24 protein-coding genes are annotated in these 21,749 nt (G+C 68.9%); 9 read left to right on the forward strand and 15 right to left on the reverse strand.

Annotated elements, in window-relative coordinates:
* The first annotated feature begins 144 nt into the window (after positions 1 to 144).
* The 5 genes from CVV72_RS21500 to CVV72_RS21520 all read left to right on the forward strand — a co-directional run bounded on the left by CVV72_RS21500 (position 145) and on the right by CVV72_RS21520 (position 3,346).
* Positions 145 to 411 carry a hypothetical protein gene (locus CVV72_RS21500; RefSeq protein ID WP_219145514.1) on the forward strand — a complete coding sequence of 89 codons (267 nt, stop codon included), beginning with the start codon at positions 145 to 147 and terminating at the stop codon, positions 409 to 411.
* 17 nt (positions 412 to 428) lie between these two features.
* Positions 429 to 710 (forward strand): hypothetical protein, encoded by a 282-nt coding sequence (locus CVV72_RS21505; RefSeq protein ID WP_034313446.1) that lies wholly within the window; start codon positions 429 to 431, stop codon positions 708 to 710.
* A 104-nt stretch (positions 711 to 814) separates the two neighbouring features.
* Positions 815 to 1,255 (forward strand): hypothetical protein, encoded by a 441-nt coding sequence (locus CVV72_RS21510; RefSeq protein WP_219145515.1) that lies wholly within the window; start codon positions 815 to 817, stop codon positions 1,253 to 1,255.
* 331 nt (positions 1,256 to 1,586) lie between these two features.
* Positions 1,587 to 2,327, forward strand: a complete 741-nt coding sequence (locus tag CVV72_RS21515; protein WP_219145516.1) for a hypothetical protein — start codon at positions 1,587 to 1,589, stop codon at positions 2,325 to 2,327.
* Between the two features lie 197 nt (positions 2,328 to 2,524).
* Positions 2,525 to 3,346, forward strand: coding sequence for a hypothetical protein (locus CVV72_RS21520; RefSeq protein ID WP_219145517.1), 822 nt, complete (start codon positions 2,525 to 2,527; stop codon positions 3,344 to 3,346).
* 55 nt (positions 3,347 to 3,401) lie between these two features.
* Here CVV72_RS21520 and CVV72_RS21525 read toward each other — a convergent pair whose 3' ends face one another.
* Positions 3,402 to 4,754, reverse strand: a complete 1,353-nt coding sequence (locus tag CVV72_RS21525) for a flavin monoamine oxidase family protein (RefSeq protein WP_219145518.1) — start codon at positions 4,752 to 4,754, stop codon at positions 3,402 to 3,404.
* Positions 4,755 to 4,866: 112 nt separating this feature from the next.
* Between CVV72_RS21525 and CVV72_RS21530 the strand changes: the two genes are divergently transcribed.
* Positions 4,867 to 5,493, forward strand: coding sequence for a TetR/AcrR family transcriptional regulator (locus CVV72_RS21530; protein ID WP_219145519.1), 627 nt, complete (start codon positions 4,867 to 4,869; stop codon positions 5,491 to 5,493).
* A 51-nt stretch (positions 5,494 to 5,544) separates the two neighbouring features.
* Entirely contained in the window at positions 5,545 to 6,531 is a 987-nt protein-coding gene (locus tag CVV72_RS21535) for a glycosyltransferase (protein WP_219145520.1), read from the forward strand.
* A 4-nt stretch (positions 6,532 to 6,535) separates the two neighbouring features.
* On the opposite strand, the gene CVV72_RS21540 is transcribed toward CVV72_RS21535, so the two are convergent.
* The 4 genes from CVV72_RS21540 to CVV72_RS21555 form a co-directional block, all read right to left on the reverse strand.
* Positions 6,536 to 6,946: a hypothetical protein gene (locus CVV72_RS21540; RefSeq protein WP_219145521.1), complete on the reverse strand. Its 411-nt coding sequence runs from the start codon at positions 6,944 to 6,946 to the stop codon at positions 6,536 to 6,538.
* A gap of 87 nt (positions 6,947 to 7,033) precedes the next feature.
* Positions 7,034 to 8,245: a peptidoglycan-binding protein gene (locus CVV72_RS21545; protein WP_219145522.1), complete on the reverse strand. Its 1,212-nt coding sequence runs from the start codon at positions 8,243 to 8,245 to the stop codon at positions 7,034 to 7,036.
* 34 nt (positions 8,246 to 8,279) lie between these two features.
* Positions 8,280 to 8,594, reverse strand: coding sequence for a hypothetical protein (locus CVV72_RS21550; RefSeq protein ID WP_034313468.1), 315 nt, complete (start codon positions 8,592 to 8,594; stop codon positions 8,280 to 8,282).
* Between the two features lie 332 nt (positions 8,595 to 8,926).
* Positions 8,927 to 9,574 carry a DNA-binding response regulator gene (locus CVV72_RS21555; RefSeq protein WP_219145523.1) on the reverse strand — a complete coding sequence of 216 codons (648 nt, stop codon included), beginning with the start codon at positions 9,572 to 9,574 and terminating at the stop codon, positions 8,927 to 8,929.
* Between the two features lie 88 nt (positions 9,575 to 9,662).
* Here CVV72_RS21555 and CVV72_RS21560 point away from each other — a divergent pair, with 88 nt between their 5' ends.
* Positions 9,663 to 10,556 carry an oxidoreductase gene (locus CVV72_RS21560; RefSeq protein ID WP_219145524.1) on the forward strand — a complete coding sequence of 298 codons (894 nt, stop codon included), beginning with the start codon at positions 9,663 to 9,665 and terminating at the stop codon, positions 10,554 to 10,556.
* Between the two features lie 182 nt (positions 10,557 to 10,738).
* Here the strand turns inward: CVV72_RS21560 and CVV72_RS21565 are convergent, their stop codons facing one another.
* Positions 10,739 to 11,302: a hypothetical protein gene (locus CVV72_RS21565; protein WP_255632202.1), complete on the reverse strand. Its 564-nt coding sequence runs from the start codon at positions 11,300 to 11,302 to the stop codon at positions 10,739 to 10,741.
* A gap of 28 nt (positions 11,303 to 11,330) precedes the next feature.
* On the opposite strand from CVV72_RS21565, the gene CVV72_RS21570 reads away from it, so the two are divergent.
* Complete coding sequence (locus CVV72_RS21570; protein WP_255632203.1) at positions 11,331 to 11,732, forward strand: helix-turn-helix domain-containing protein; 402 nt, start codon at positions 11,331 to 11,333, stop codon at positions 11,730 to 11,732.
* Positions 11,733 to 11,829: 97 nt separating this feature from the next.
* On the opposite strand, the gene CVV72_RS21575 is transcribed toward CVV72_RS21570, so the two are convergent.
* The 9 genes from CVV72_RS21575 to CVV72_RS21615 all read right to left on the reverse strand — a co-directional run bounded on the left by CVV72_RS21575 (position 11,830) and on the right by CVV72_RS21615 (position 21,748).
* Positions 11,830 to 12,906, reverse strand: a complete 1,077-nt coding sequence (locus CVV72_RS21575; RefSeq protein WP_219145525.1) for a 3-deoxy-7-phosphoheptulonate synthase — start codon at positions 12,904 to 12,906, stop codon at positions 11,830 to 11,832.
* 169 nt (positions 12,907 to 13,075) lie between these two features.
* Complete coding sequence (gene dpgD / locus CVV72_RS21580) at positions 13,076 to 13,873, reverse strand: enoyl-CoA-hydratase DpgD (RefSeq protein WP_219145526.1); 798 nt, start codon at positions 13,871 to 13,873, stop codon at positions 13,076 to 13,078.
* A complete protein-coding gene (gene dpgC / locus CVV72_RS21585; protein ID WP_219145527.1) occupies positions 13,870 to 15,087 on the reverse strand; it encodes a (3,5-dihydroxyphenyl)acetyl-CoA 1,2-dioxygenase DpgC in 1,218 nt (405 codons plus the stop codon). Before dpgC ends, dpgD begins: the two co-directional genes overlap by 4 nt.
* Positions 15,084 to 15,746 carry an enoyl-CoA-hydratase DpgB gene (gene dpgB, locus CVV72_RS21590; protein WP_219145528.1) on the reverse strand — a complete coding sequence of 221 codons (663 nt, stop codon included), beginning with the start codon at positions 15,744 to 15,746 and terminating at the stop codon, positions 15,084 to 15,086. The genes dpgC and dpgB overlap by 4 nt, the downstream gene beginning before the upstream one ends.
* Positions 15,740 to 16,840 (reverse strand): 3,5-dihydroxyphenylacetyl-CoA synthase DpgA, encoded by a 1,101-nt coding sequence (gene dpgA / locus CVV72_RS21595; protein ID WP_219145529.1) that lies wholly within the window; start codon positions 16,838 to 16,840, stop codon positions 15,740 to 15,742. The genes dpgB and dpgA overlap by 7 nt, the downstream gene beginning before the upstream one ends.
* Before the next feature lie 301 nt (positions 16,841 to 17,141).
* Positions 17,142 to 18,845: a glycosyltransferase family 39 protein gene (locus tag CVV72_RS21600; RefSeq protein ID WP_219145530.1), complete on the reverse strand. Its 1,704-nt coding sequence runs from the start codon at positions 18,843 to 18,845 to the stop codon at positions 17,142 to 17,144.
* A gap of 194 nt (positions 18,846 to 19,039) precedes the next feature.
* Positions 19,040 to 19,657: a dTDP-4-dehydrorhamnose 3,5-epimerase family protein gene (locus tag CVV72_RS21605; RefSeq protein ID WP_219145531.1), complete on the reverse strand. Its 618-nt coding sequence runs from the start codon at positions 19,655 to 19,657 to the stop codon at positions 19,040 to 19,042.
* A gap of 16 nt (positions 19,658 to 19,673) precedes the next feature.
* The gene (locus tag CVV72_RS21610; protein WP_219145532.1) at positions 19,674 to 20,783 is read right to left on the reverse strand and encodes a DegT/DnrJ/EryC1/StrS aminotransferase family protein; all 1,110 of its coding nucleotides are present in this window, start codon (positions 20,781 to 20,783) and stop codon (positions 19,674 to 19,676) included.
* Positions 20,780 to 21,748: an NAD(P)-dependent oxidoreductase gene (locus CVV72_RS21615; protein ID WP_219145533.1), complete on the reverse strand. Its 969-nt coding sequence runs from the start codon at positions 21,746 to 21,748 to the stop codon at positions 20,780 to 20,782. Before CVV72_RS21615 ends, CVV72_RS21610 begins: the two co-directional genes overlap by 4 nt.
* Position 21,749: the final 1 nt, after the last annotated feature.

A 21,749-nucleotide genomic window follows, 5' to 3' on the forward strand; every position in this document is an offset into this window, starting at 1 on the left:
GTAAACTGAAATGAATCTTAGCCAGCTTGACATTCATATGAGTTGACATCGACTCCATCGGTCCCTTACGGTCACCACGTTAGCTGAGATGAATGACTGAAGGGAGTCAGTCAATTCTGGCTGACGCCTCAGAGGGGAGCACTCATGAAGAAGTTGCTGACCGCGGCCGCACTGGCGGTGGCCGCGGTGACCTTGTCGGCGCCGCCCGCTTTCGCCGTCGAGACGGGGGATTTCTACGCCACCGGCATCGGACCGTACCCGGGGGACGCCATCAGCTCGGCGGAAAAGGTCGCCCGCACCTTCGCGCGCAACACCGGCTGGCTGGACTCGCAGTGCTATCGGCGCAGCGCCGACGTCCGATCGCACACGAGCTATTACAGCGCGACCGTCTGGCTCTACTGCCAGCGATGAAATCAGGAGGGGAAATCATGAACAGGACGATCGCCCGCGCCACCGGGGCCGCCGTGGTCCTCGCGGGACTCATGACACTCGCACCGGGAGTGGCGAGCGCCGAGGAGACCCGGGCGTTCCTCGGGACCACCGTGGAGAAGACGTCGGCCTCGGCCAAGCGGACGGCGTTGCTGCAGGCCTACAACGAGGCTTCGATGTACGGGTTCGCGCAGGAGCGGTGCGTGACCATCCACCTGTACTCGGTGAGGATCAGCTCCGTGATGTACCGGGGTGAAGCCGGGATCCACTGCACGAAGTAGGCGTTGTCGCGAAAGCCACTTTCGGGACGCCAGACGTCTCGAAAGTGGCTTTCGCGACACCCGCGCCCCGGCGAGCGCGCGAAGCGGCAGGCTAGGTTGGCCGGATGAGTCTTCTCGATGAGGTGGCCGAGCGCGACGGCTGGCGCTGCTGGGTGTGCGACGAACCGGTCGATCCGGACATGTCGGTGAACGACCCGCGCGGGCCGAGTGTCGACAGCCGGACCGCCGATCGGAAGGCCAAGATCCCCGAACGGCTCGCGCATCGCGGGTGCAACACCCGCAAGGGCGCGGTCAAGGTGGTCATCGCCTGGCCGGACCGTCTGCACGTGGCCGAACCCGCGCCGCTGATCACCGTGGCCGGACGGCTGGAGCGCAAGGGAGGCCGGGAATTGGTGGCCCGGTGCCCGACCGAGCGGGACGCCAAAGAAGCGGCGGACTGGCTCGAGGACCGGTTTTCCCGCCTGGTACCGGGATTGCCGGTGACCGCGGGCGTCGAGCCGGGCGGAGGCCAGTTCCTCGTCATCCTGGCCGCCGGCCGCCGGTGACCCGGGCGACGGATCACGTTCGTCCACAGAGGACATGCAGCGGTCGCTGTCCGTGAAGGGTCAGATGCTCGGTCACGACTTCGGCTGTCACCGGATGGTCGTGAACGGTCACCCAGGACCCGGGGGAACGGTTTCCCGCGTCGGCCCCGGCGGCGAATACGCCTGGGTGGACGGTTCCCGGCCGCGGCCGGGTCCACGAAAAACCACTCGAACCCGTAACAACAATTTCACCCGAAAGTGGGTACGGCGCCCCCGATTACCCGCATTTCATCGGTATTTCATCGGCGCTCATTAGCGTCCGGCGGGGAAACCCGACAGTGGGGAGAAACCGATGAAAAGAGCCGGCGCACGCCTGCTCGCGACCGCCGTCTTGTCCGTCGTCACCCTGGCCGGAGCCATCGCCGGATCGGGAGCGGCACAGGCGGCGCCCGCGCGGCCCGATGGCCCGTGCGGGCCCGTCATGTTCGTCGTGCCGGGATATCAGGACGGCGGGGCACAGAAACTCCTGGACCGGACGTTCGCTCCCGGTGGCGCCGATCCGGTACGCATTCCGTATCCGAACGGCGCCGGGGACGTGAACCTGTACGCCGATGTCGACGCGGGGGTCGCCAACCTCCGGACGGCGCTTTACAACCTCTATGTCACCTATGGCTGCGACCTCGAAACGAGGGTCTACATCGTCGGGTTCAGTCTCGGCGCGCTCGTCGCGGGCACGGTGCTGGAGACCGAACCACCCGGACGGAACATCCAGGGTGTGCTGTTCGCCGACGGCCGGCGGCAGCCCGTCGAGTCGAACTGGCCGGGTGACCCCGGCGGGCTGATCGGCCACCTGCCCGTTCCCGGCCCCGGCGGCGCCGGTTTCCGGCCGGTGGATTCCTTCCGCTATCCGACGCTCAGCCTGTGCAACGGGCCGAGGGCGGCCGGCGGCGCGGACCTGATCTGCTTCGGCGGCACCAATCTGGACAGCTATTTCAGCTCGCATCCGTATTACAGCTTCGAGGTGAGCAACGAGCTGAACATCCACGGCGAAGGCCCGTACCCGAACAACCTGCGCAACCGCGTCATCCCGTAACCGGCTTCGCGATCTCCCCGGCGTCCGGCGTTCCACGCCGGGGAGGTTGCGCGGCGAGCCGAGGTCGTGCCCTCGCGGACACGGCGGTCCGAACCTTCGGGCACCTCTGCGCCGCACGTGCTTTTCGCAGCAACCCCATTCCGCTTCCGGCGTCTTCCGGACAAAGCTTCACCAAGGAACGCGAGAGGGGCGCTGAAATGAAATTCACCGCGAAGAAGACCATCAAAACGGCCATTGCGGGCGGGGCGCTGGCCGCCACCGCACTCCTTTCCGCCTGCGGCGGGAACAATGTCGCGGGGAATGGTTCTCCGGTGAAGAACGCGGCCGTCGACCAGGCGCAGACGGGCGGTGGCCAGGGAGCGGCCGCCGGTGGATCCGACGCCGAGCCGTCCGGCGGCGACGTCAACTGCAGCAAGCACGGCGGCCAGGTCGGCGCGCCGGGACGACCGAAGAGGGATCTGATCGCGGTGGCCGCGACCGACGGCACCACGCCGGGCTGCACCGAGGCGTACAACGTGATCACCGAGTACTACGAGAAACTGCCGCAGGCGGAAGGCCCCGGCGAGCGGGTGCTCGACGTGCGGGGCAAATGGACCTGCGCCCGTCTCACGGAAACCGGGACGGAGGTGGTCTGCGGCGTGCCGAACAGCTCCTTGCAGCTGGAGACCAGGCCCTCGGGCGCCGGGAAGGCACCGGTCGAGCGGAACCGCGAGTTCCCGAACACCACCCAGCGGGTGCGGTTCACCGGATACGACGCCGATCTGCGGATGCTCCGCTTCCAGCTGATGACCGACGGCAAGACGTACCGGCTTCCGCTGGAGCCGGATGCGGAGGTGTTCAGCGCGGCCACCCTGTGCCCTGGCGAATCGGTCACCGTCGACGACGAGGGCCACGGCGACCTGCCGTGCGGCAAGGACCAGCTGATCCGGCAGGTGCGGGGAGGCAACCCGGTGCTCGCGCGGATCAGCGTGAACGGTGACGACCAGATCGCCACGGTCAAGGAGATCTACCGCCCCTGAGACCGAAGAACGGAAACCGGTGGCCGGGAATCCACCCGGCCGCCGGTTTCGGCGTTCACCGCTCCAGAAGCGCGAGCACTTCGGCCGCGGCGCGATGCCCGGAACGGACGGCGCCGTCCATGTAGCCGTTCCAGATGCCGGAGGTCTCCGCGCCCGCCCAATGGATACGCCCGATCGGCGCGGCCAGCGCGGCGCCGTACTGGGTCCACCCGCCCGCGCCGAGGCGGCCGCCGTAACAGCCGCGGGTGTACTCCTCCTCCATCCAGTTCTGTTCGACGTAATCGATCGGTTCCGCCGCTTCCGGCCCGAACTGCTTCACCAGCGTGGCCACCGCGGCCTTACGGCGTTCCCGGGGCGACAACCGGGCGACCTCGCGGGCGTGGGCGCCCTCGAAGAAGCCGACGAGGACGCCACAGGAACCGTCCGGCGGCGAGTTGTCCAGGGTGACGCACAGCGGGTCGTCCAGGTTGAACGCGAACCCGTTGAGCCCGGCGTCGCGCCAGAACGGCGCCGGGTAGGCCACCTGGATCTTGATCACGCTGCCCATCGGGATCTGCTGGGTCAGCCCGTCGCGTGCCGCGGGGAGCGCCGGCTCGTAGTGCAGCCGTCCGGCCAGCGCGGGCGGGATCGCCACGATCACCCGCTGGGCCGCGATCCGCCCGCCGTCGTGGCGCACCTCGACCCCGTCCGTGTGGTGGGCGATGCCGCGAACCGGTGCGCCGAGCGTGACGACGTCGCCCAGCCGATCGGCGAGCCGTTCGGAGATCAGGTGGGTGCCGCCCACGACGCGCAGTTCCTGCGCACCGCCGGTGGTGCCGACGAGGATGTCCAGCGAGCCCGCGGATTTGACGTAGAACAGGAAGTGCAGCAACGACATCTCCGCCGGTTCCGCGGAGAACACCGCGGGGACGACGGCTCCCCAGAACGCGAGGGCCTCGGCGTCGTCCGTGGCGGCGCGAAGCCATTCGTCCAGGGTTTTGCGGTCCAGCTCCGCGGCTTCGGGTGACGTCCACGGAGAGGCGAGCGACACGGTGCCCGCCAAGGCCTCGAGTTCGAACTTCATCCGGCCGACTTCGAGCGCCGCCTGACCGGACAGCCCGAACGTTTCGTCGGCGTAGGTGGTTCGCCTGCCGTTGTAGATGGTCACCGCCGCTCCGTCGTCGTAAGTCGGGAACGTTTCGAGGCCGAGTTCGGCGACCAGTTTCAGGACCTCGGTCTGCGTCCGGCCGATCCATTGACCGCCCAGCTCGACCGGGACCCCGTTGACCAGCTCACGACCGAGGTTGCGGCCCGCCACCCGGTCCCGTGCCTCCAGCACGGCGACCGTGCGTCCCGCGCCGGTCAGCGCGCGAGCGGCCGTCAACCCCGCGAGGCCCGCTCCGATCACCACGACCTCGACTGTGTGCACCGCAGACTCCCCAATTTGTCGGTCGGTTGTCCGACTTAAGTTAGGGTAGGGCTCCATCCGGCACAAGAGCCGATATGCGAAACTCGGACATCGTCGACGAAGGAGAAGCCGAATGGCCTATGTGAAGGCGGCGGAACGCGAGGGGCAGATCGTCACCGCGGCGATCCGGGTGCTCAGCACCGTCGGCGTACCCGCGACCACTCTTCGTGCGGTGGCCGCCGAAGCGGGGATCTCACTGGGCACCCTGCATTACGTCTTCCCGAGCAAGGACCAGCTGCTGCGCGCGGTCATCGGCACGGTCGTCGACGACATCTCCGACGCGCTGCGCAGCGGCCTCGACCCGGACAGGGGCTTCGAACACGCGCTCCGGACAGGCATGACGACGTTCTGGGACAAACTCGTCGAGGGTGACGTCGGATTGCAGATCATGCAGTACGAGCTCTCCAGCTACTCGTTGCGGAGCGACGCACCGGACCTTGCCCGATCCCAGTACGACGGCTACATCTCGCTCGTGACCAGGCTTTGCGAACAGGCGGCCATCGCCGCCGGCGAACGCTGTGCCGTCGGCTTCGACACGCTGGGCCGGCTCGCGCTGGCCTCCGTCGACGGCCTGATCCTGCAGTACGTGGCCAACCCGGATCCGGTACGCGCCCACGGCGACCTCCAGCGGGCACTGGACATGATCGTGTTACTGGCGGATCCCCAGCCCGTCGCGGCGCGCCCCAGGAATCCGCGCTAACATTCAGATGTTGTCAACATCTGTGTTGAACATCCGAATGAACGGGTGCGCATGCGAGTCCTCTTCTCCGGCCTTGCGTCGGTCGGCCACACCTATCCGCTGATCCCGCTCGCGATCGCCGCCAGGGACGCCGGGCACGAAGTACATTTCGCCGCCGGAGAGAACGTCCACCCGCCTCTGCACAGGAACGGTCTCAGGCCTTTCCGCCCGGCGGACGCGTTCTACGAGATCTACGCCGAGGATCTCGAACCGGCACTGGCGCGGCTACGGCCCGACCTGGTCGTGCACGGCTGGGGACAGCCCGGGGTGGCCATCGCCGCGGAGCGCGCGGGGATCCCCGGACTCTGGCACGGATTCGGCCGCATGTTCCCCGACGGGATCGGGCTCGAACCGCCGACGATGCCCGACCGGCCGCATCTCGACATCTGCCCGCAGTCCTTGCAGGACAAGAACTTCCTCGCGACGGCCGAACGTGTCGCGCTGCGCCCCGTGCCCTACTCCGAACCCGCGGTGCCGCCGTGGCGCGTCGAAAAGTCCGCTCGCCCGCTGATCTACCTGACGCTCGGCACCGCCTTCGGCACGCCGGAACTGCTCGGCACCGTGATCCGCGGGCTGGCTCCGCTCGGCGCGGACGTGGTGGTCGCCTCGGGCCGGGTCCGCCCCGAGGAACTCGGCACCGTGCCGGACAACGTGACGGTGCGGGCGTGGATCCCGCAGGCGGACCTGCTGCCGCAGGTCGACGTGCTCGTGCACCACGGTGGCAGCGGTACGACACTCGGCGCGCTCTCCGCCGGCGTCCCGCAGCTGATCCTCCCGCAGGGAGCCGACCAGTTCGCCAACGCCGAAGCCCTGTGCGCGGCGGGTGCCGCGCTGAGTCTCCACCCCGGCGATCAGAGCGCGGAAGCCGTCGCCGACCACGTCGGAAGCCTGCTGGGGCGGAACGCCCATCGCGACGCGGCCAGGGCGATCGCCGAGGAGATCGCCCTGATGCCCTCCCCCGGCGAAATCGCCCGCGCCTTACCGGACTGGACCTCGTGACGGGTCAGAACCCGAAGAGCTCCTGCGGTACTTCGTGCTCGTCCGGCCAGGTCAGCCAGGCGACGTCGGTCGGGCCGATGGCGCAGTTGGCCACCCGCCAGGACCGCGCGTCGTCGTCGACGCCCGTTTCGCTCCTCTTCTTGAGCAGGGCGACGTAGACGTCGGACATGACGCCGTCGGCCCGCTTGTTCTCGTAGATGGTGCCGGCGTAGTACGAACGGCCGGGTTCGGTGCCGCGCATCGTTCCCTGCAGGAACACCCAGGGGCCGAGCCGGTCGAGCTGTTCCACGGCCACCTGGACCCGATCGCCGAATTCCTGGTCGAGCCGGGCGGTGGCGGCCTGGAGTACCGCTTCCCGGACCGGGTCGCCGGGGTTCAGCGACACCGGGACGGGTCGTGCGGACGGGGTGTACATCGAGCTACCTCCCACTGGCGGGCAGCGACGCGGCCGACGGGAGCGACCGCATCAGCTGGCCCGGTGATGCTACGGCGTTCTGTCGGATCAGGTCGGCGGGGTGAGGATCTTCACGAGGCCGCCACCGCCGCCCATGCTGATCCTCTGCGAACCGTCGGGGTTGACGTTGTTCGAGCCGATGAACTGGCCATCGCCCGCGTACAACACGACGTGCCCGCCGTTGTTCGAGATCACCACGTCGCCCGGTTTCGCTTCGGAGAGCGGCACCGACTTCCAGCCGTCCGCTTCGAGGTTGGCCGTCAGGCCCGCGACCGAGGCACTGGCCTGCCCCTTGTCGATCAGGCCCGCCGCCTCGAGACAGCCGGAAACGAAGTTCGCGCAGTTGACGTTGTTGGGCACCCACGACTGCATGGCGGGCAGCTCGCCGCTGCCCTTGAGGTCGCCGGCGTTGCGGCCGAGGAACTGCTCGGCGATCTTCGCCGGGTTGTCGCCCCGCGCGTCGATCGGCTTCGCGGGCCTGCCGTCGCCCGGCACCCCGGCGGGGCCGCCACCGCCACCGCCGCCGCCTCCACCACCGCCGCCGTCTCCCCCGCCGTAGCTGGGGGCACTGCCCACGTTGGAGTTGACCGGCTTCGCGTTGACGCTCGACGCCGTGGTCTGGCCGTCGTCGGCGGGGATGAGCTCGATGAAACCGCCTTCGATCTCGAGGCCGAGCGGCTTGAGGAGATCGTCGATCTGCTTCTCGGCGTCGTCCAGCGCCTTCTCGATCTCGTCCTTCTTGCCGTTCGAGTCTTTTTCGTTGAGCTGCCGGAGCCGCTCGATGTCCGTCGCGGCGGCGGCGATCTCGTTGTCGTCCTTCGAGCTGTTCTTCCGGCGGCGGGCCGCGTCGATCAGCTTGCGGTTGTCCGCGTCCTTGTCGTTGGCTTCCTGGGCGAGCTGTGCGACCTTCTTCTTGACCTCGTCGAGAATCTCGGAAACCCGCTGGAGGATGTTCTTGGCAGCCTCGGCCTTGTCGCTCACCTTGTAGCTGGCCTTGCCGAGCTTTTCGAGGTGTTCGGCGACGGCGTCGGCGTCCTTGCCCTCCCAGTTGCGCAGGACGTCGTCGCGGAAGACCTTGAGGTCGTCGCCGAGGTCGTTGGCCCTCGTGGCCGCCCCGCCGACCTTCCTCGCCTGGTCGTTGACCGCGCTCGAATTGAGCTTCTGCGCCTGCTGGGCGTGTTTGTCGATGGCGTCCAGCGACTTCGGGCGGTCGTGCGACGGGTCGTCGAGCGTGCTCGGATTCCGCTCCGCGGTGGTCATCGGTAAATCCCCCTGGTTCCCGTCTTCAGTCCGATCAGTCCCGCTCGCGGGCGCCGCCGCGGAGGGTGTCGACACCCGCGGCTTCGTCGTTCCGCATGCGTTGGGCGGCGTTGGCCAGCGCGTTCGACGCGGCATCGACCAGCTTCGCGGCGGCCGCCAGTTCGGCGTTCACGCCGCGGTGGAAACCCTTCATCGTGGTCCCCGTGCTGGCCGCGTTCTTCAGGTCGCCGAACGCGCCGCCGGGATCACCGTCGCCGAGGTCCTTGCCCGCGCCGCTGTAGCCGTCCTTGAGCCCGCCGACCTTCTTGGCCAACGCGGCGATCTGCTCTGGATCGAATCGGCGAGTCATGAATGATCCCTCCAGTCCGGCGCCTGCGCGCGTGCTTGCCTGACCCACACTGCTCTACCGCGCACCCTATGAGTTCACACCCACGCGTGCGCACCGTTTCCCGAAACGCGATGACGCCGTTCGTGTACACCGACGCACCCGGCCGCGCGTTGGTTCCCGGAAGTTTTCACCGGCATCCTCGGCGGCAAGATCTTACCCTCTCGGCACCCACCGCCAGCAGCCGAAGCTCACCCGGTCGGGCGTCTGTACCGGGTCGTACTCGGCCGCATCCGCCCGTGCCGTCAGGGGCAGCCTGGGCGCGAAGGCCGCGAACACGACTTGCAGGACACCGCCTAGACCAAGCCCATCTCGCGCGCCCGGACGCCGGCCTGGAAACGGGACTCGGCACCCAGCGCCGCCATCAGCTCGGCCACCCGCCGCCGGTAGGTCCGCACGCCGAGGCCGAGGCTCCGGGCGGCGGCTTCGTCCTTGACCCCGCTGCCGAGCAGGTCCAGCACCGCGGGCGCGAGCCGCCGGATCTCGGACACCTGCGCGTCGAAGACGTCGAGCTCGGTCGCCGCTCGCCAGGTCGCCTCGAACAGCGACATCACGCCCTGCACGGTTTCGGGCTGGGTGATGACGCTGTACCCGCGCTGCCCGGCGACGAGGTCACCGGCCAGGATGACGAGCCTGCCGTCCATCACGATCGTCTCGTTGACGTCCTCGGTGGAAATGCGGACCTGGGCTCCGTGCCGGTCACGGACCCGCGCGAGCTCCTGTGCGGCTCCCGGGTCGAGCAGCAGACCGGCCCGGTAGATCTTGCGGATCCGAACCGCGCCCGCCCGGCGCTCGGCGATCTCGCCCGCTCCATGGGCGGCGACCCAGGTCGCGAGGTCGTTGGCCGCGCACGCCAGATCGGTCACGGTCGAGAACAGGTGCCCGACCCGGCGGAACAGCTCTTCCTCGCCGCGCACGACCGTGACCGCATCACTCGTCCGCATGACCTCGATACTGCCTCAACCGCGCGACCAGGTGGCAGGTTGTTGCCATTTTCTGACTACGGACGGCCTCGTCACGACGCTGGAGGTCATGACGAACTTTCACGAAACCTGGCAGCTCGGGGACCTCACCGTCAACCGCGTCGGCCTCGGCGCGATGCGGCTGACCGGGATGCCGTGGGACGAGAAGCCCAAGAGCCGCGAAAACTCGATCGCCGTCCTGCGCCGCGCCATCGAACTCGGCGTCGACCACATCGACAGCGCTTCGTTCTACTTCACGCCCACGCGCTCGGCGAACGAATTGATCAGCACGGCGCTCCAGCCCTATCCCGAAAATCTCGTGATCACCACGAAGGTCGGCGCGGGCCGCGACCGCGACGGCGAATTCTCCTTCGCACGCCCGGATCAGCTCCGCGGCCAGGTCGAAGAGAACATCCGGCAGCTCGGTCTCGACCACCTCGACGTCGTCAATCTGCGCTGGGGCGCCGCGATGGGCAAGGAGCCCGGCTCGCTGGCCGAACACTTCGGTGCGCTGGCGGAGCTGCGTGAGGCAGGCTTGATCCGTCATCTGGGTGTCTCCAACGTCGTGGCGGAGCAGTTGACCGAGGCACTGTCGATCGCTCCGGTGGTCTGCGTGCAGAACCGCTACGGCCTGGCCGACCGCGAGGACGACGCGCTCGTCGACCTGTGCGGCGAACACGGCATCGCGTTCGTGCCCTTTTTCGCCGTCACCACTTCGCTTCCCGGCGCCTCCACGCCCGACACCGTTCCGGGGCAGGCCGAAGTCGCGAAAGTCGCCGCGGCGCACGACGCGACCCCGGCACAGATCCGGCTCGCCTGGACGCTGCACCGCGGCGCGCACGTGCTCGCCATCCCCGGGACAGGTGACCCCAGGCATCTGGAGGAGAACGTCGCGGCGGGCGGCCTGCGGTTGAGTGAAGCGGAGATGGCTTTGCTCGACGGTGTCGGCTCTGTCGCGGGCTAGCGCGGGTGGCCTCTCCCGGTCGTGAGTGGACGCGGGTCCGGGTGCCGAACGGACGACACGCGTGATCCGGCGGACGACACGCGTGACTGGATGGACGACACGACGCGCGGCCCGGCGTTCCGCCGCGTGTCGTCCGTCCAATCACGTGTGTCGTCCGGCCAGTCACGCGAAATTTCGGACGCTCACCGGCGGATCCGGTGGTCCACGGCGACCCAGTTCGTCTCCCACGTCTTCCCGCCGTCGACCGAGAACGCCTGCTCGAAGCGCGCCACGTCCGGGCCTTGCCGGAAGACGAGGAAACGTACCTTGATCGGACGGCCGCCGAGCTGGTCGTCACCGTGGAATTCGCCGACGCCGTCGCGGAATCCGCCGTAGACCGCCGGGGTGAGCAGACCGTCGCGCATGTTGACGAAGGTCAGGCTCCACCGGCCCGCCTGCGGCTCGTACAGCCGCAGGTTGAGCGCGTCGATACGCCCGTCCGGGCCCGAGACCTCGAATTCGAGGGCGTTCGCCCGCCGGTCCATGAGCGGGCGGACGGTGCTGGTGCCCGTGAAGAGGAGCCACCGGTCCGCGGACTCCGAAAGCGGCTCGGCCAGCACCCGCACCGTGGAGTGCCAGGCGCCGATCTCCCAGTCGAACGCGCGTTGGCCGTCGGGCGAAGTCGAAGCCGCACCCGACGCGGCCGTGGCGATCAGCATCAGGACCGAAAGGCCCACTGTCAGGGTTCTTTTGTATGGCACGGTCATGGTCCGACTATCCGAGCGGAGGACGACCATGGACAAGAAGGCACCTGCGGGTAACCTTCCGCGGCCCAACCCGCTGCCCGGCTGTCCGATGGCCGCGGCGTTCGCCGCGATTGGCGGGAAATGGAAGCTGACCCTGGTGTACTGGCTCGCCCACGGCGAGTCCCATTTCGCCGGCCTCCGCCGCCGGGGCGCCCCCATCACGCCCAAGGTGCTGGCCGAGCAGTTGCGCGAATTGGAGGCCGACGGGCTCGTCGAGCGTGTGGTGACCGGGCCCGTCCCGGCGCGCGTCCTCTACCGGCTCACTCCTTACGGGACCACGGTCCTGCCGGTGGTCGAGGAAGTCAGGGTCTGGGGCGAGACACACCTCGAGCGCACCCGGGGCGGCGCCGCGCCGAACCCGGCGATGAGCTGCGCCGAAGCGATCGGATAGCGAACTCGCGTGATTGAACGGCGAACTCGCGTGATCAGACGCGCATCTCGCGTGATTGGACGGCGAACTCGCGTGCTTGGAGGCGTAACTCGCGTGGTCAGCGCACGCCGGCCCGGCGGGCGGCCGTCGCCGTGGCGAGGGACTGGAGCACCTCGTGGGTGGCGGCCATGTCGATGCAGGCGTCCGTGATGGACTGGCCGTAGGTGAGCGGCCGGTCGGGGTGGAGGTCCTGGCGGCCCGCCTGGAGGTTGGATTCGAGCATGACCCCGACGATGCCGCGCTGACCGTTCTTGATCTGTTCGGCGATCTGGTCGGCGACGACGGCCTGCCGCAGGTGGTCCTTGCGGCTGTTGTCGTGGCTGGCGTCGATCACCACCCGCCGGGGCAGTCCCGCGTTCTGCAGGGCGGTGAGCGCCGCGCGAACGGACGCCGGATTGTGGTTGGGCGCGCTGTTTCCGCCACGCAGCACGAGGTGGCAGTCCGGGTTGCCCGCCGTGTGCAGGATCGCGGGCAGGCCACTGGGGTCGACGCCGGGGACGACGTGGCGCGCTTCGGCGGCACGGATGGCGTCGACGGCGACGGTGACATCGCCGTCGCGGCGGTTCTTGAAACCGACCGGCATGGACAGCCCGCTGGCCAGCATGCGGTGGTTCTGGCTTTCCACCGTGCGGGCGCCGATCGCGCCCCACGAGACGGTGTCGGCCAGGTACGCCGGAATGGTGGTGTCCAGCCATTCGCACGCGGCGGGCAGCCCACCCTCGGCGAGTTCGAGGAGCAGATCCCTGGCGATGCGCAGGCCGCGGTTGACGTCGCCGGTGCCGTCGAGGTGCGGGTCGTTGATGAGCCCCTTCCAGCCGCCGACCGTACGGGGCTTTTCGAAGTACACGCGCATGACGATCAGGAGATCGTCGGCGAACCGGCCGGCGAGGGCGGCGAGGCGGTCGGCGTATTCGAGTGCCGCCGCGGGATCGTGGATGGAACAGGGCCCGGCGATCACGAGCAGCCGGTCGTCCGTGCCGTCGAGGACGCGCAGGACGTTTTCCCTGCCGTGGCGCACCGTGTCGGCCGCGTTGGCGCCGAGCGGCAGTTCGTGATGCAGCAGGGCGGGCGTGACCAGCGGGACCATCCGGTCGATGCGCTGGTTGTCGAGTTCGACCGTGGCGAGGGTTGTCATCACAGATATCCAGGGTTTCTGCCGGCACCGGGTGGGCGGAAAGCCGGGATTTCCGGCCCGGACGGCGGTCTCGGTGAACGAAGAAGCATGCCCGGCGTTATTCGAGCGAGAACTCTTCCACCCGGAATCTTCCACTGTTCGCCATGCGGAACAACGGTCCAACCCGAATTCAGCGACCGGTCCAGATCGGATCCCGTTTTTCGGCGAAGGCACGGGCTCCTTCGCTCGCGTCCGCACTGGTCCGTCGCCGTTCTTCCCACGGATAGGAGGTTTTGAACGCTTCCTCGAGCGGGAGGTCGAGCGAGCGCAGCGCGGCCTCTTTGATCGCGCGGACCGAAAGCGGAGCGGCTCGCACCAGGCTTTCGGTCCATTCGGCGACGCATCGGTCCAATTCGGGGAACGGCACGACTTCGTTGACCAATCCGTAGTGCAGGGCCGTCGCCGCGTCCATTCTGCGCCCGGTCAGCAGATAGCCCATCGCCACTTTCAGCGGCAGCTGCCGCGGCAACCGGAACACGCCACCCGCCCCGGCGATCAGGCCGAGGCGGACCTCCGGCAACGCGAAGACCGCCTCGTCGGAGGCGATGACGATGTCGCATGCGAGCGCGAGTTCGAAACCGCCGCCCAGCGCGTAACCGTGCACACGGCCGACCACCGGTTTGGACAGGGTGAACCGGTCGGTCAGCCGGGGATGTCCCGGCTGACCGCTGCTGCCGAACGTCGACGCCTCGACGCCTTCCTCGGTCAGCCGCGCGCGTTCCTTGAGGTCCTGTCCGACCGAGAACGCGCGCTCTCCCGCGCCGGTCAGGACCACGGCCCGGACGTCGTCGTCGGCTTCGACGTCGTCCCAGATCCCGGCGAGTTCCGCGTGCATCCGCCGGTCCATCGCGTTCAGCACTTCGGGCCGGTCCATCGTCACGTAGGCGACGTGGTCCTTTTTTTCGTACCGCACCGGGCCTTCGCTCATCGCGCGCCCACCGCGAAACCGTCCACCTTGCCGATCACGTCGGCGCCATAGATGCGCAAAGCCTGCTGTAGCGCGAATTCCGCGATGTACCGGCGGAATTCCTCGGGAGGTTCCTCGGCCAGGTTCAGCATGCGCCGGTTGGCGACCACGGCTTCCCCGTCGAGCCGGGCCAGCGCGCCGTCGATCGCCGCGTCCATCTTCTCCGGCGCGACGACCTCGTCGACGATCGTCCGGGCGTCCGGCTCGTCGGCCCGGAGCTTGCGGCCGCCGAGGATCACCTGGCGGGCCACGCGCGGTCCGGCGATGCGGGAAAGCCGGAAGTTCGACACCCCGGGGATGATCCCCTCCTTCGCCGCCGGAAGGCTGAGGTACGCGTCGGACGCCGCCAGCACGTGATCGAAGACCAGTAGCAGCTGGGTCCCGCCACCGATGGCGAAGGAATCGACGGCCGCCATCCAGGGCTTGTCGGTGAACCTGGAATGCCAGGATCCGCCGGTCAGCAGGCCGCGGAAGATCTTCTGGATGAAGCCCGTTTCGCGCCGCAGAAGGAAATCGACGAGCGGGATCTCGCCGGCGCTGAGCTTCTTGAGGTTGATCCCCGCGCAGAACACCCGGCGCCCCAGATAGCGGGGATGACTCATCACCCCGCCCCGCAGGAGTCCCACCCGGACGGATGGATCGAGCAGCGTCAGGTCGACCGCCGTCTCCATGTCGTCGACCTGCTGGGCGTCCTCGGCGTTCAGGCAGTCGTCGCGGCACAGGGTCAGGTGCGCGACGCCGTCACGGCGTTCGAGCCGGACGGCCTCCATCTCCACGACACCGGTCTCGAGGAATTCGGGCAGCAGCCGCTGTGCCCTGGCGGTGGGCCGGAGCATCGCGTCGAGCAGATGCGGGCCTGCCTTCGGCGCGCGCAGGATCCCGCGCAGGAAGATGCCCTGGTCGATCTCACGCCCTTCCTTCTCCGCCTGCGGACGCGACCGCTCGGCCGCCATCTGCTGCTCCGAGGGCACCAGCCCGGGGAACGCGAGTGCGGCGGCCCGGACGAGTTCGTCGATGCGCAGGTATCGCGTCCGGCCGTCGGTGAGTTCGGCGTAGATCTCTTCGGCGTGCGCCTCGACGAAGGCCGTGCGCAGCGCTCGGACGTCGTCGTCGACCCGGTGGGCCGCCCCCGCCAGGGCCCGGAGATCGAGCCCTGGCGCGCTGTCCGTCGTCACGACTTGGCTTCCCGCCGCAGGGCCCGGTCCGCCGCGGCCAAATGGGAACCGAGTGCCTCCTCGAAGGTGGTCGAGCCCGCTTCGAAGATCAGCTGGCGCCGGATCGCCGCTTCGGCGCCTTCCCCGAAAGCGTCCAAAGAGGACAATGCCGCGGCCGGGTCGCCGGACACCTCGTCGATCAGGTTGAGCGCGAGCGCCCGGTCCGTCCCGATCGGGGTACCGAGCAGCACGGCCCGCCGGATACCCGCCGCGCCCGCCTGCTTGGTGAGCCGGTACACGGTCATCCCCGGCCAGGTGCCGCCACCCGCCGAGGCGAGCCGCAAGGTGGTGCCCGGCTCGGCGATCCGGACGTCGGCGGCGAGCAGGAGGTCCAGCGCCATCCCGGCGCAGTCACCCGACGCCACCACGGCCGTGAGCCTGCCCAGGCGTTCGAACCGGCGCACGGCGCGCTCCCATTTGGACACCAAGCCGATCGCGAGCCCCTTCGCCCAGCCGGCAGGCGGGGCACCCGTGACGTGGACGGTCACCAGTCCCGGTTCACGCCGGTCCTCGGCGCGATCGCAGAGCGCGGAGATCTCCTCGACGGCCGCCGTGGACAGCGGGCGGGAGCCGTCGAAACGCAGCACCAGGTCGCTCTTGATTTCGTTACGCGTCACCATTGAATAAGCGCCATTTCGATTGTGGAGCCAGGCCCCATGGTCATGAGCACGCCGTAATCCCCCGGGCGGGCGACGTCTTCGTCGGCGAGCCGCTCGTAGGAGAAGAGGAAGGAGCCGCTGGAGAGATTCCCGTAGTCGCGGAGCACGCCGGTGGTGTGCCGGACGTCGTACCGGCTCAGGCCGAGGTTGACGACGACCGCGTCGATCACCTTCTTCCCCCCGGAATGCACCAGCCAGTGGGCGATGTCACTGCGGCGCAGACCCGTCCCGGACAGGAGCCGGTCGATGACGATTTCGGCGTGCGCCCCGACCACGTAGGGAATCTGCGGATCGAGGAAGAAACTGAACCGGTCCTGGTCACGGTCCCAGTCGTAGCGCATCGCGTCGACCGCGTCGGTGATGATGTAACTGGCGAATTTCAGGACGCGCGGACCCGGCACGCGCCCGTCGCCGGAAACGAGCGCGAGCGCCGCGGATCCGTCGCCGAAAAGACTGTTGACCACCGCGGTCCGCATCGTGCCGTCCAGGGCGTAGGCGGCGGAGCACGCCTCGCTGCACAGGACGACGCCGAGTTCGCCAGGGTGCGCCGCGGACCAGCCCGCGACCACGTTGAGCGCGTTGAGACCGGCGTTGCAGCCCATGCCCACGATGTCCGACCGGCTGCAGTGCGGGTCGATGCCCAGCTCGCGGATGATCAGCGCGCTGAGGCCGGGGGTCAGGAAACCGGTCGAGGTGACACAGCAGAGGTGACGCAGGTCGGAAAGCGTCGCGCCCGCCGACTTCAGGCAGGCTTCGAGCGCGCGGCAGCCCATGTCGACGGCGATCTTCTTGTGTTTGTCGAGCAGATCGCCCTGCGGTTCGGCCGCGCGTGCGCCGCCGGGCTCCTCCGGCGGCAGGGTGAGGAAACGCCGCTCGATGGCGCTGTTCAGGAAGACCGAGCGGATCTTCGGATCTTCGATGCCGAGGATCTCGATGAGTTCGGTTTGCGAGTAGGACGCCGAGGAGACCGCGGTCCCCACGCCGGCGAACCGGGTGATCTCGGTGAGTCCGGTGAGGACGGAAAGGTCCTCGGCCGGTTCGACGATGGCAGTCATCGGTACATCCACCCCCATGTTCTGAGTTTGCTACGGAGCAGCTGCTTGACCTGCGCAGCGGGCATTGGTCTCACCTTTCGCGGATCTCAGTGGACAATTCCGAAATTAGGCTTCGCGGATCTCGATGGTCAACGCGTCCAAGCCCCGGAAACCGTTACCGGCTCACGATTCAGGACCGGATGGAACGTGTCGCGAGTGGACCGACCGCGCGTCATGGAGGGCGGCTGTCCGTGAAGGCCTCCTTGAGGGACCCAGAGTCCCTCAAGGAGGCCTTCACGGAACGAACGGCGGGGTCAAGCACTCACGGACGGCGGTAGATCGTCATGGAGTGGCCCACCCGCTCCACCGGCGAGCTGCCGGCGATCAGCGCCGCCAGGTCGCCGGTCGCACCGCCCGGCTGGCCGCCTCCCCCGGTGCCACCACCGCCCATCGGGTCGGAGAAAGCCCCCAGGACCGCGGAATCCGAGACGGCGAGCACCCCGTGCACCTGGTCCGCCGGGACCGTGAGCGGATCGGCGGCGTCGATACCGTAGTGCGACGGCAAACCGCTTCCCTGGTAGACGAGCCAGGTGCGCTCTCCCGCGTAGTCCTTCTTCAGGCGATCCGCCAGGCGGCCCAGATCCTGCCCCCAGTCGACGTTCGAATCCAGCAGGTACCGATGGGTGTTCTCCGGGCCGCCGAACGCCTCGTTGGAGTACGGGAGGTAGTACGGGAACGTCATCAGCGAACTGACCGCGGCGAAGGCCACCACGAGCACCGCGGCCGCCTTCACCCACCGTCCGCGGACGACGACCACCGTGGCCGCCGCGACGGCGAGGAACATCGGCGCGAAGGCCAGGTACCGCACGCCGTTGTCGCGGACGATGACCATGGCCGTGGCCATCAGCAGGGCCGTCGGGAGGAGCACGTACGGCGCGGCCGGGCGCAACTTCCGGACCGACAGCAGCACGGCGGCGCCCGCCAGCCAGATCGCCAGCGCGCCCAGCGGTGTCTTCACCAGCAACGCGGCCGGGCCGTAGTACCAGAGCGATCCCGTGTAGTGCCTGCCGAACAGGAAGTTGTGCCACACGTGGTCTTCGAGTTCGAACTGGAACCGCATCCCGTCCTTCAGCGGCTGCGGGAACGGCAGCCAGTCGACGAGGGTGCGCAGTCCGTGGAGCGGTTGCATTCCCTCCGGCGTCTCCCAGCGCAGCTTCGGGTCCACGACGAGGTAGGACGCCCACACGACGGCGATCGCGATCAGCGCCATCCCGGCGGCCGCGAGCAGGCCGCGTCCGATCAGCATGGCCGGAGCCTTCAGGTCGAGCCCGCGGGCGCGGCGGGCATGCCAGACGGACAGCACGGCCAGCGGGATCAGCACCGGAACCGCCACCAGGGAAAGCACTTTCGTGGCCGTGGCCGCGCCGAGCGCGAGCCCGGCGAGCGGGAGGTAGAGGCCTGGGCGGCGCCGGGCGCGCCACACCAGCCAGACCGACGTCAGCAGGAACCCGGCCACCGGCACGTCGAGCGTCGCCAGGGAGCCGTGCGCGATGACGTCGGGCGAGAAGGTGAACAGGGTGAGCGCCAGCAGCCCGCCGGCGCGGCCTGCCAGATCGGACGCGAACGCGAAGACGACCAGCCCGAACAGCAACGTCAGCAGGATCACCGGCAGCCGCGCGAACAGCATCAGCCGTTCCGGATCGTTGCCCGCCTCGTAGACGACGTGCTTGCCGAGCTCCCACTCATGCCCGTTGAAGCCGGGGGCGACCTTCGGATCGGTGAAGGCCACCCCGGTCGCGATGATGAGCTTGCCCAGCGGCGGATGTTCGGGGTTGTACCGCAGGCTGTGCTCTTCGAGGTAGACCACCGCGGTGCCGACGTAGACCGGCTCGTCGATGGTCGGGGACTGTTCCACTGCGGTCGTGATCATCGCGATCGCCATCTGCGTGAGCAGGGCGAGCACGGCGCCCGCCAGCAGCCACCGCTGGTGCCGCCGCACCCAGGCGATCCACTTCGAAGTGTCCATTGACGGCTGAAGGCCATCGGTCGTCAAGTTCGGCGTCCTTCCCCCGGCGGGCCGGTGCGCCCGGCCCGCCCTGGATATCGATTACCCGGCCGGGCGCCCGCGCCTTCGAGGGCCATCACGGTCGGCGCCGCCGGTTCGGCGGCACCGAGTCGGGTCCGTGATGGCCCTCGTCGGCCGGGCGGATGAAGAAAAGGTCAGACGGAGAGCGGAAGAACGGACAGCCGCCGTTCGATTTCCAGGCTGACGTTGTAGTCGGGGAGCATCCCCTGCCCCTCCGCCTCGCCGAGCGTCAGTGCCGCCGTGTCGCGCTCGGACAGGATCGGCACGACGTCGGTGTCGATCGGCAGGCCGAGCGCGGGGTCCAGCGGCGAGAGGGCGAGTTCGTTCTCCGCCACGTAGGGCGAGGAGATCATGTACGACATCACGGTGTCGTCTTCGAGCGCCACGAAGGCGTGGCCGACACCGACCGGGAAGTACATCGTCCGGAAGTTCTCCTGGTCCATCAGGACCGCGTCCCATTTGCCGAACGTCGGCGAGCCGACGCGGATGTCGACCACGATGTCCAAGGCCCTGCCGCGAGGGCAGTAGACGTACTTCGCGGTGCCCGGCGGTGTCACGGTGTAGTGGATGCCCCGCACCACACCGCGTTTCGACCTGCTGTGGTTCGTCTGCGCCACCGGGAAGAGCGGGCCGCCGTGGGCCTCGATGAACGCCTCCTCCTGGTACGGCGAAACGAACAGGCCCCGGTCGTCGGGGAAGACGCGCGGAGTGAACTCGAGCGCGCCTTCGACGGCGAGTTTGCGTGCTTGCACGGTTTTGCTCCTGTGGTCAGAGGGTGGACAGCACTTCGCGGATCGCGTGGACGACCTTGTCCTGCAGGTCGGGCGAGAGCGCGGGGTACATCGGCAGCGAGAAGATCTCGCCTGCCAGCTTCTCGGTGACCGGGAGCGAACCCTTCTCGTAACCGAGGTGGGCGAACCCGGTCATGGTGTGCACCGGCCACGGGTAGCTGATGTTGAGGTGGATGTCGTAGGCCTTGAGGCGTTCGAGGATCTCGTCGCGGCGCGGGTGCCGCACCACGTACACGTAGTACACGTGCTCGTTGCCGGGAACGGTCTTCGGCAGCTTCAACTCGGTGTCGCCGAGAGCGTCGACGTAGCGCTGGGCGACGGCGCGGCGGCCCGCGGTGTAGGCGTCGAGCCGCTTGAGCTTGCGCCGCAGGATCTCGGCCTGGACCTCGTCCAACCGGCTGTTGTGGGCAGGGGTCTCGACCGTGTAGTAGCGCTCCTCCATGCCGTAATACCGCAGCCGGCGCAGCTTCGCGGCCACGGTCTCGCTGGACGTGAGGGTCGCGCCGCCGTCGCCGTACGCGCCGAGCACCTTGGTGGGATAGAAGGAGAACGCGGCCGCGTCACCGGTCGTGCCCGCGATAGTGCCGTTCTGCCGGGCGCCGTGAGCCTGCGCGCAATCCTCCAAAATGGACAGTCCGTGCTTCGCGGCGAGTGCCTTCAGCGGCGCCATGTCCACACACTGGCCGTACAGGTGCACGGGCACCAGGCATTTGGTGCGTTCGGTGATCGCGGCCTCGACCTGGCCGGTGTCCATCAGGAAGTCGTCCTCGCGGACGTCGACGAACACGGGGGTGGCGCCGGTGCCGTCGATGGCGACGACGGTCGGGGCGGCGGTGTTCGACACCGTGATCACCTCGTCGCCCGGACCGACGCCCAGCGCCTGGAGGCCGAGCTTGATCGCGTTCGTCCCGTTGTCGAGACCGACACAGTGCCCGACGCCGTGGTACGCCGCGAATTCCGTCTCGAAACCGCGCAGGCTCGCGCCGAGCACGAGCTGCCCCGAGTTGAAGACCGTCTCGACCGCGTCCAGCAGATCGAGCCGTTCGGTCTCGTATTCGGCGAGGTAGTCCCATACGCGCGTGGTCATGTGCGAGCCTTTCCGTGAACTGGGGTGGTCAGCGCGGCGACGGTGCGACGCACTCCTTCGGGCAGTGAGATCTCCGGACGCCAGCCGGTGACCGCCCGGAACGGCGAGGAATCGATGGTGACGCTGCGGAGATCCGTCGACGGCGCGTGCGACGGAGGCTCGACGCAGAGCACGTCCACCGGGCCTCGTCCGGTGTGCTCGGCCATTTCCTTCGCCACGAGCCGGAAGACGTCGGCCAGCTGGTCTCCCCGGCCGGCGCCGAGCAGCCAGTGTCCGCCGACCAGCGCGTCCGGGGCGGCCAGCGCCGCGGTGAACGCGGTCGCGATGTCCTCGACGTGCACCAGATCGCGCCGCACGGTGCCGTCGCCCCAGATGGTGAGGTCCTGCCCGTCGAGCGCGCGCCGCGCCATGGCCGACACGACGCCGCGGTCGGAGTTCGCGCCCTCGGTCAGCGTCTCGCCGAACACCGTGGGCAGCCGCAGGCTGATCCCGCGCACGCGGCCGTCGGCCGTGGCCTGCTTGAGGACCTGTTCCGCCGCCAGTTTCTGCCGGTCGTACGGGGTGCCAGGCTCGTCGGTCTCGCTCCCGTCGATCGGCTCGCGGGGCGGCACCCCGACCTGCGACGCGGCACCGCCGTAGAGCACCAGCGGCTTCCCGTCGACCACGTCGACGAGATCCCGCATCACGCCCAGGTTCACGCGCTCGGCCTCTTCGGTCTCGGCGACCCGCCAGCCGCCGTCCGCGAGGAGCAGGTACACGATCGCGTCCGAGCCCGCGACCGCTTCGGCCAGCGCGGCGCGGTCGGTGAGATCGGCGGCGACGACGGTCGTTTCGGCCTGGCCGTCCGACGGCGGCGTGAGCCCCCTGCGCGACACCGCGCGCAACCGGATCGGTTGCCGCGCCAGCGCGCGCGTCACGGCCGAGCCGACGAAACCCGAGGCCCCGAGGACGGTGATCTGCTTCATT

The sequence above is a fragment of the Amycolatopsis sp. TNS106 genome (genome assembly GCF_019330265.1).
Classification (GTDB): Bacteria; Actinomycetota; Actinomycetes; order Mycobacteriales; family Pseudonocardiaceae; genus Amycolatopsis; species Amycolatopsis lurida.

Coding starts and splice junctions, on each gene's coding strand:
- CVV72_RS21500 (WP_219145514.1), top strand. CDS start 145: ATGAAGAAGTTGCTGACCGCGGCCGCACTGGCGGTGGCCGCGGTGACC.
- CVV72_RS21505 (WP_034313446.1), top strand. CDS start 429: ATGAACAGGACGATCGCCCGCGCCACCGGGGCCGCCGTGGTCCTCGCG.
- CVV72_RS21510 (WP_219145515.1), top strand. CDS start 815: ATGAGTCTTCTCGATGAGGTGGCCGAGCGCGACGGCTGGCGCTGCTGG.
- CVV72_RS21515 (WP_219145516.1), top strand. CDS start 1,587: ATGAAAAGAGCCGGCGCACGCCTGCTCGCGACCGCCGTCTTGTCCGTC.
- CVV72_RS21520 (WP_219145517.1), top strand. CDS start 2,525: ATGAAATTCACCGCGAAGAAGACCATCAAAACGGCCATTGCGGGCGGG.
- CVV72_RS21530 (WP_219145519.1), top strand. CDS start 4,867: ATGGCCTATGTGAAGGCGGCGGAACGCGAGGGGCAGATCGTCACCGCG.
- CVV72_RS21535 (WP_219145520.1), top strand. CDS start 5,545: ATGCGAGTCCTCTTCTCCGGCCTTGCGTCGGTCGGCCACACCTATCCG.
- CVV72_RS21540 (WP_219145521.1), bottom strand. CDS start 6,946: ATGTACACCCCGTCCGCACGACCCGTCCCGGTGTCGCTGAACCCCGGC.
- CVV72_RS21545 (WP_219145522.1), bottom strand. CDS start 8,245: ATGACCACCGCGGAGCGGAATCCGAGCACGCTCGACGACCCGTCGCAC.
- CVV72_RS21550 (WP_034313468.1), bottom strand. CDS start 8,594: ATGACTCGCCGATTCGATCCAGAGCAGATCGCCGCGTTGGCCAAGAAG.
- CVV72_RS21555 (WP_219145523.1), bottom strand. CDS start 9,574: ATGCGGACGAGTGATGCGGTCACGGTCGTGCGCGGCGAGGAAGAGCTG.
- CVV72_RS21560 (WP_219145524.1), top strand. CDS start 9,663: ATGACGAACTTTCACGAAACCTGGCAGCTCGGGGACCTCACCGTCAAC.
- CVV72_RS21565 (WP_255632202.1), bottom strand. CDS start 11,302: ATGACCGTGCCATACAAAAGAACCCTGACAGTGGGCCTTTCGGTCCTG.
- CVV72_RS21570 (WP_255632203.1), top strand. CDS start 11,331: ATGGACAAGAAGGCACCTGCGGGTAACCTTCCGCGGCCCAACCCGCTG.
- CVV72_RS21575 (WP_219145525.1), bottom strand. CDS start 12,906: ATGACAACCCTCGCCACGGTCGAACTCGACAACCAGCGCATCGACCGG.
- dpgD (WP_219145526.1), bottom strand. CDS start 13,873: ATGAGCGAAGGCCCGGTGCGGTACGAAAAAAAGGACCACGTCGCCTAC.
- dpgB (WP_219145528.1), bottom strand. CDS start 15,746: ATGGTGACGCGTAACGAAATCAAGAGCGACCTGGTGCTGCGTTTCGAC.
- dpgA (WP_219145529.1), bottom strand. CDS start 16,840: ATGACTGCCATCGTCGAACCGGCCGAGGACCTTTCCGTCCTCACCGGA.
- CVV72_RS21600 (WP_219145530.1), bottom strand. CDS start 18,845: ATGGACACTTCGAAGTGGATCGCCTGGGTGCGGCGGCACCAGCGGTGG.
- CVV72_RS21610 (WP_219145532.1), bottom strand. CDS start 20,783: ATGACCACGCGCGTATGGGACTACCTCGCCGAATACGAGACCGAACGG.
- CVV72_RS21615 (WP_219145533.1), bottom strand. CDS start 21,748: ATGAAGCAGATCACCGTCCTCGGGGCCTCGGGTTTCGTCGGCTCGGCC.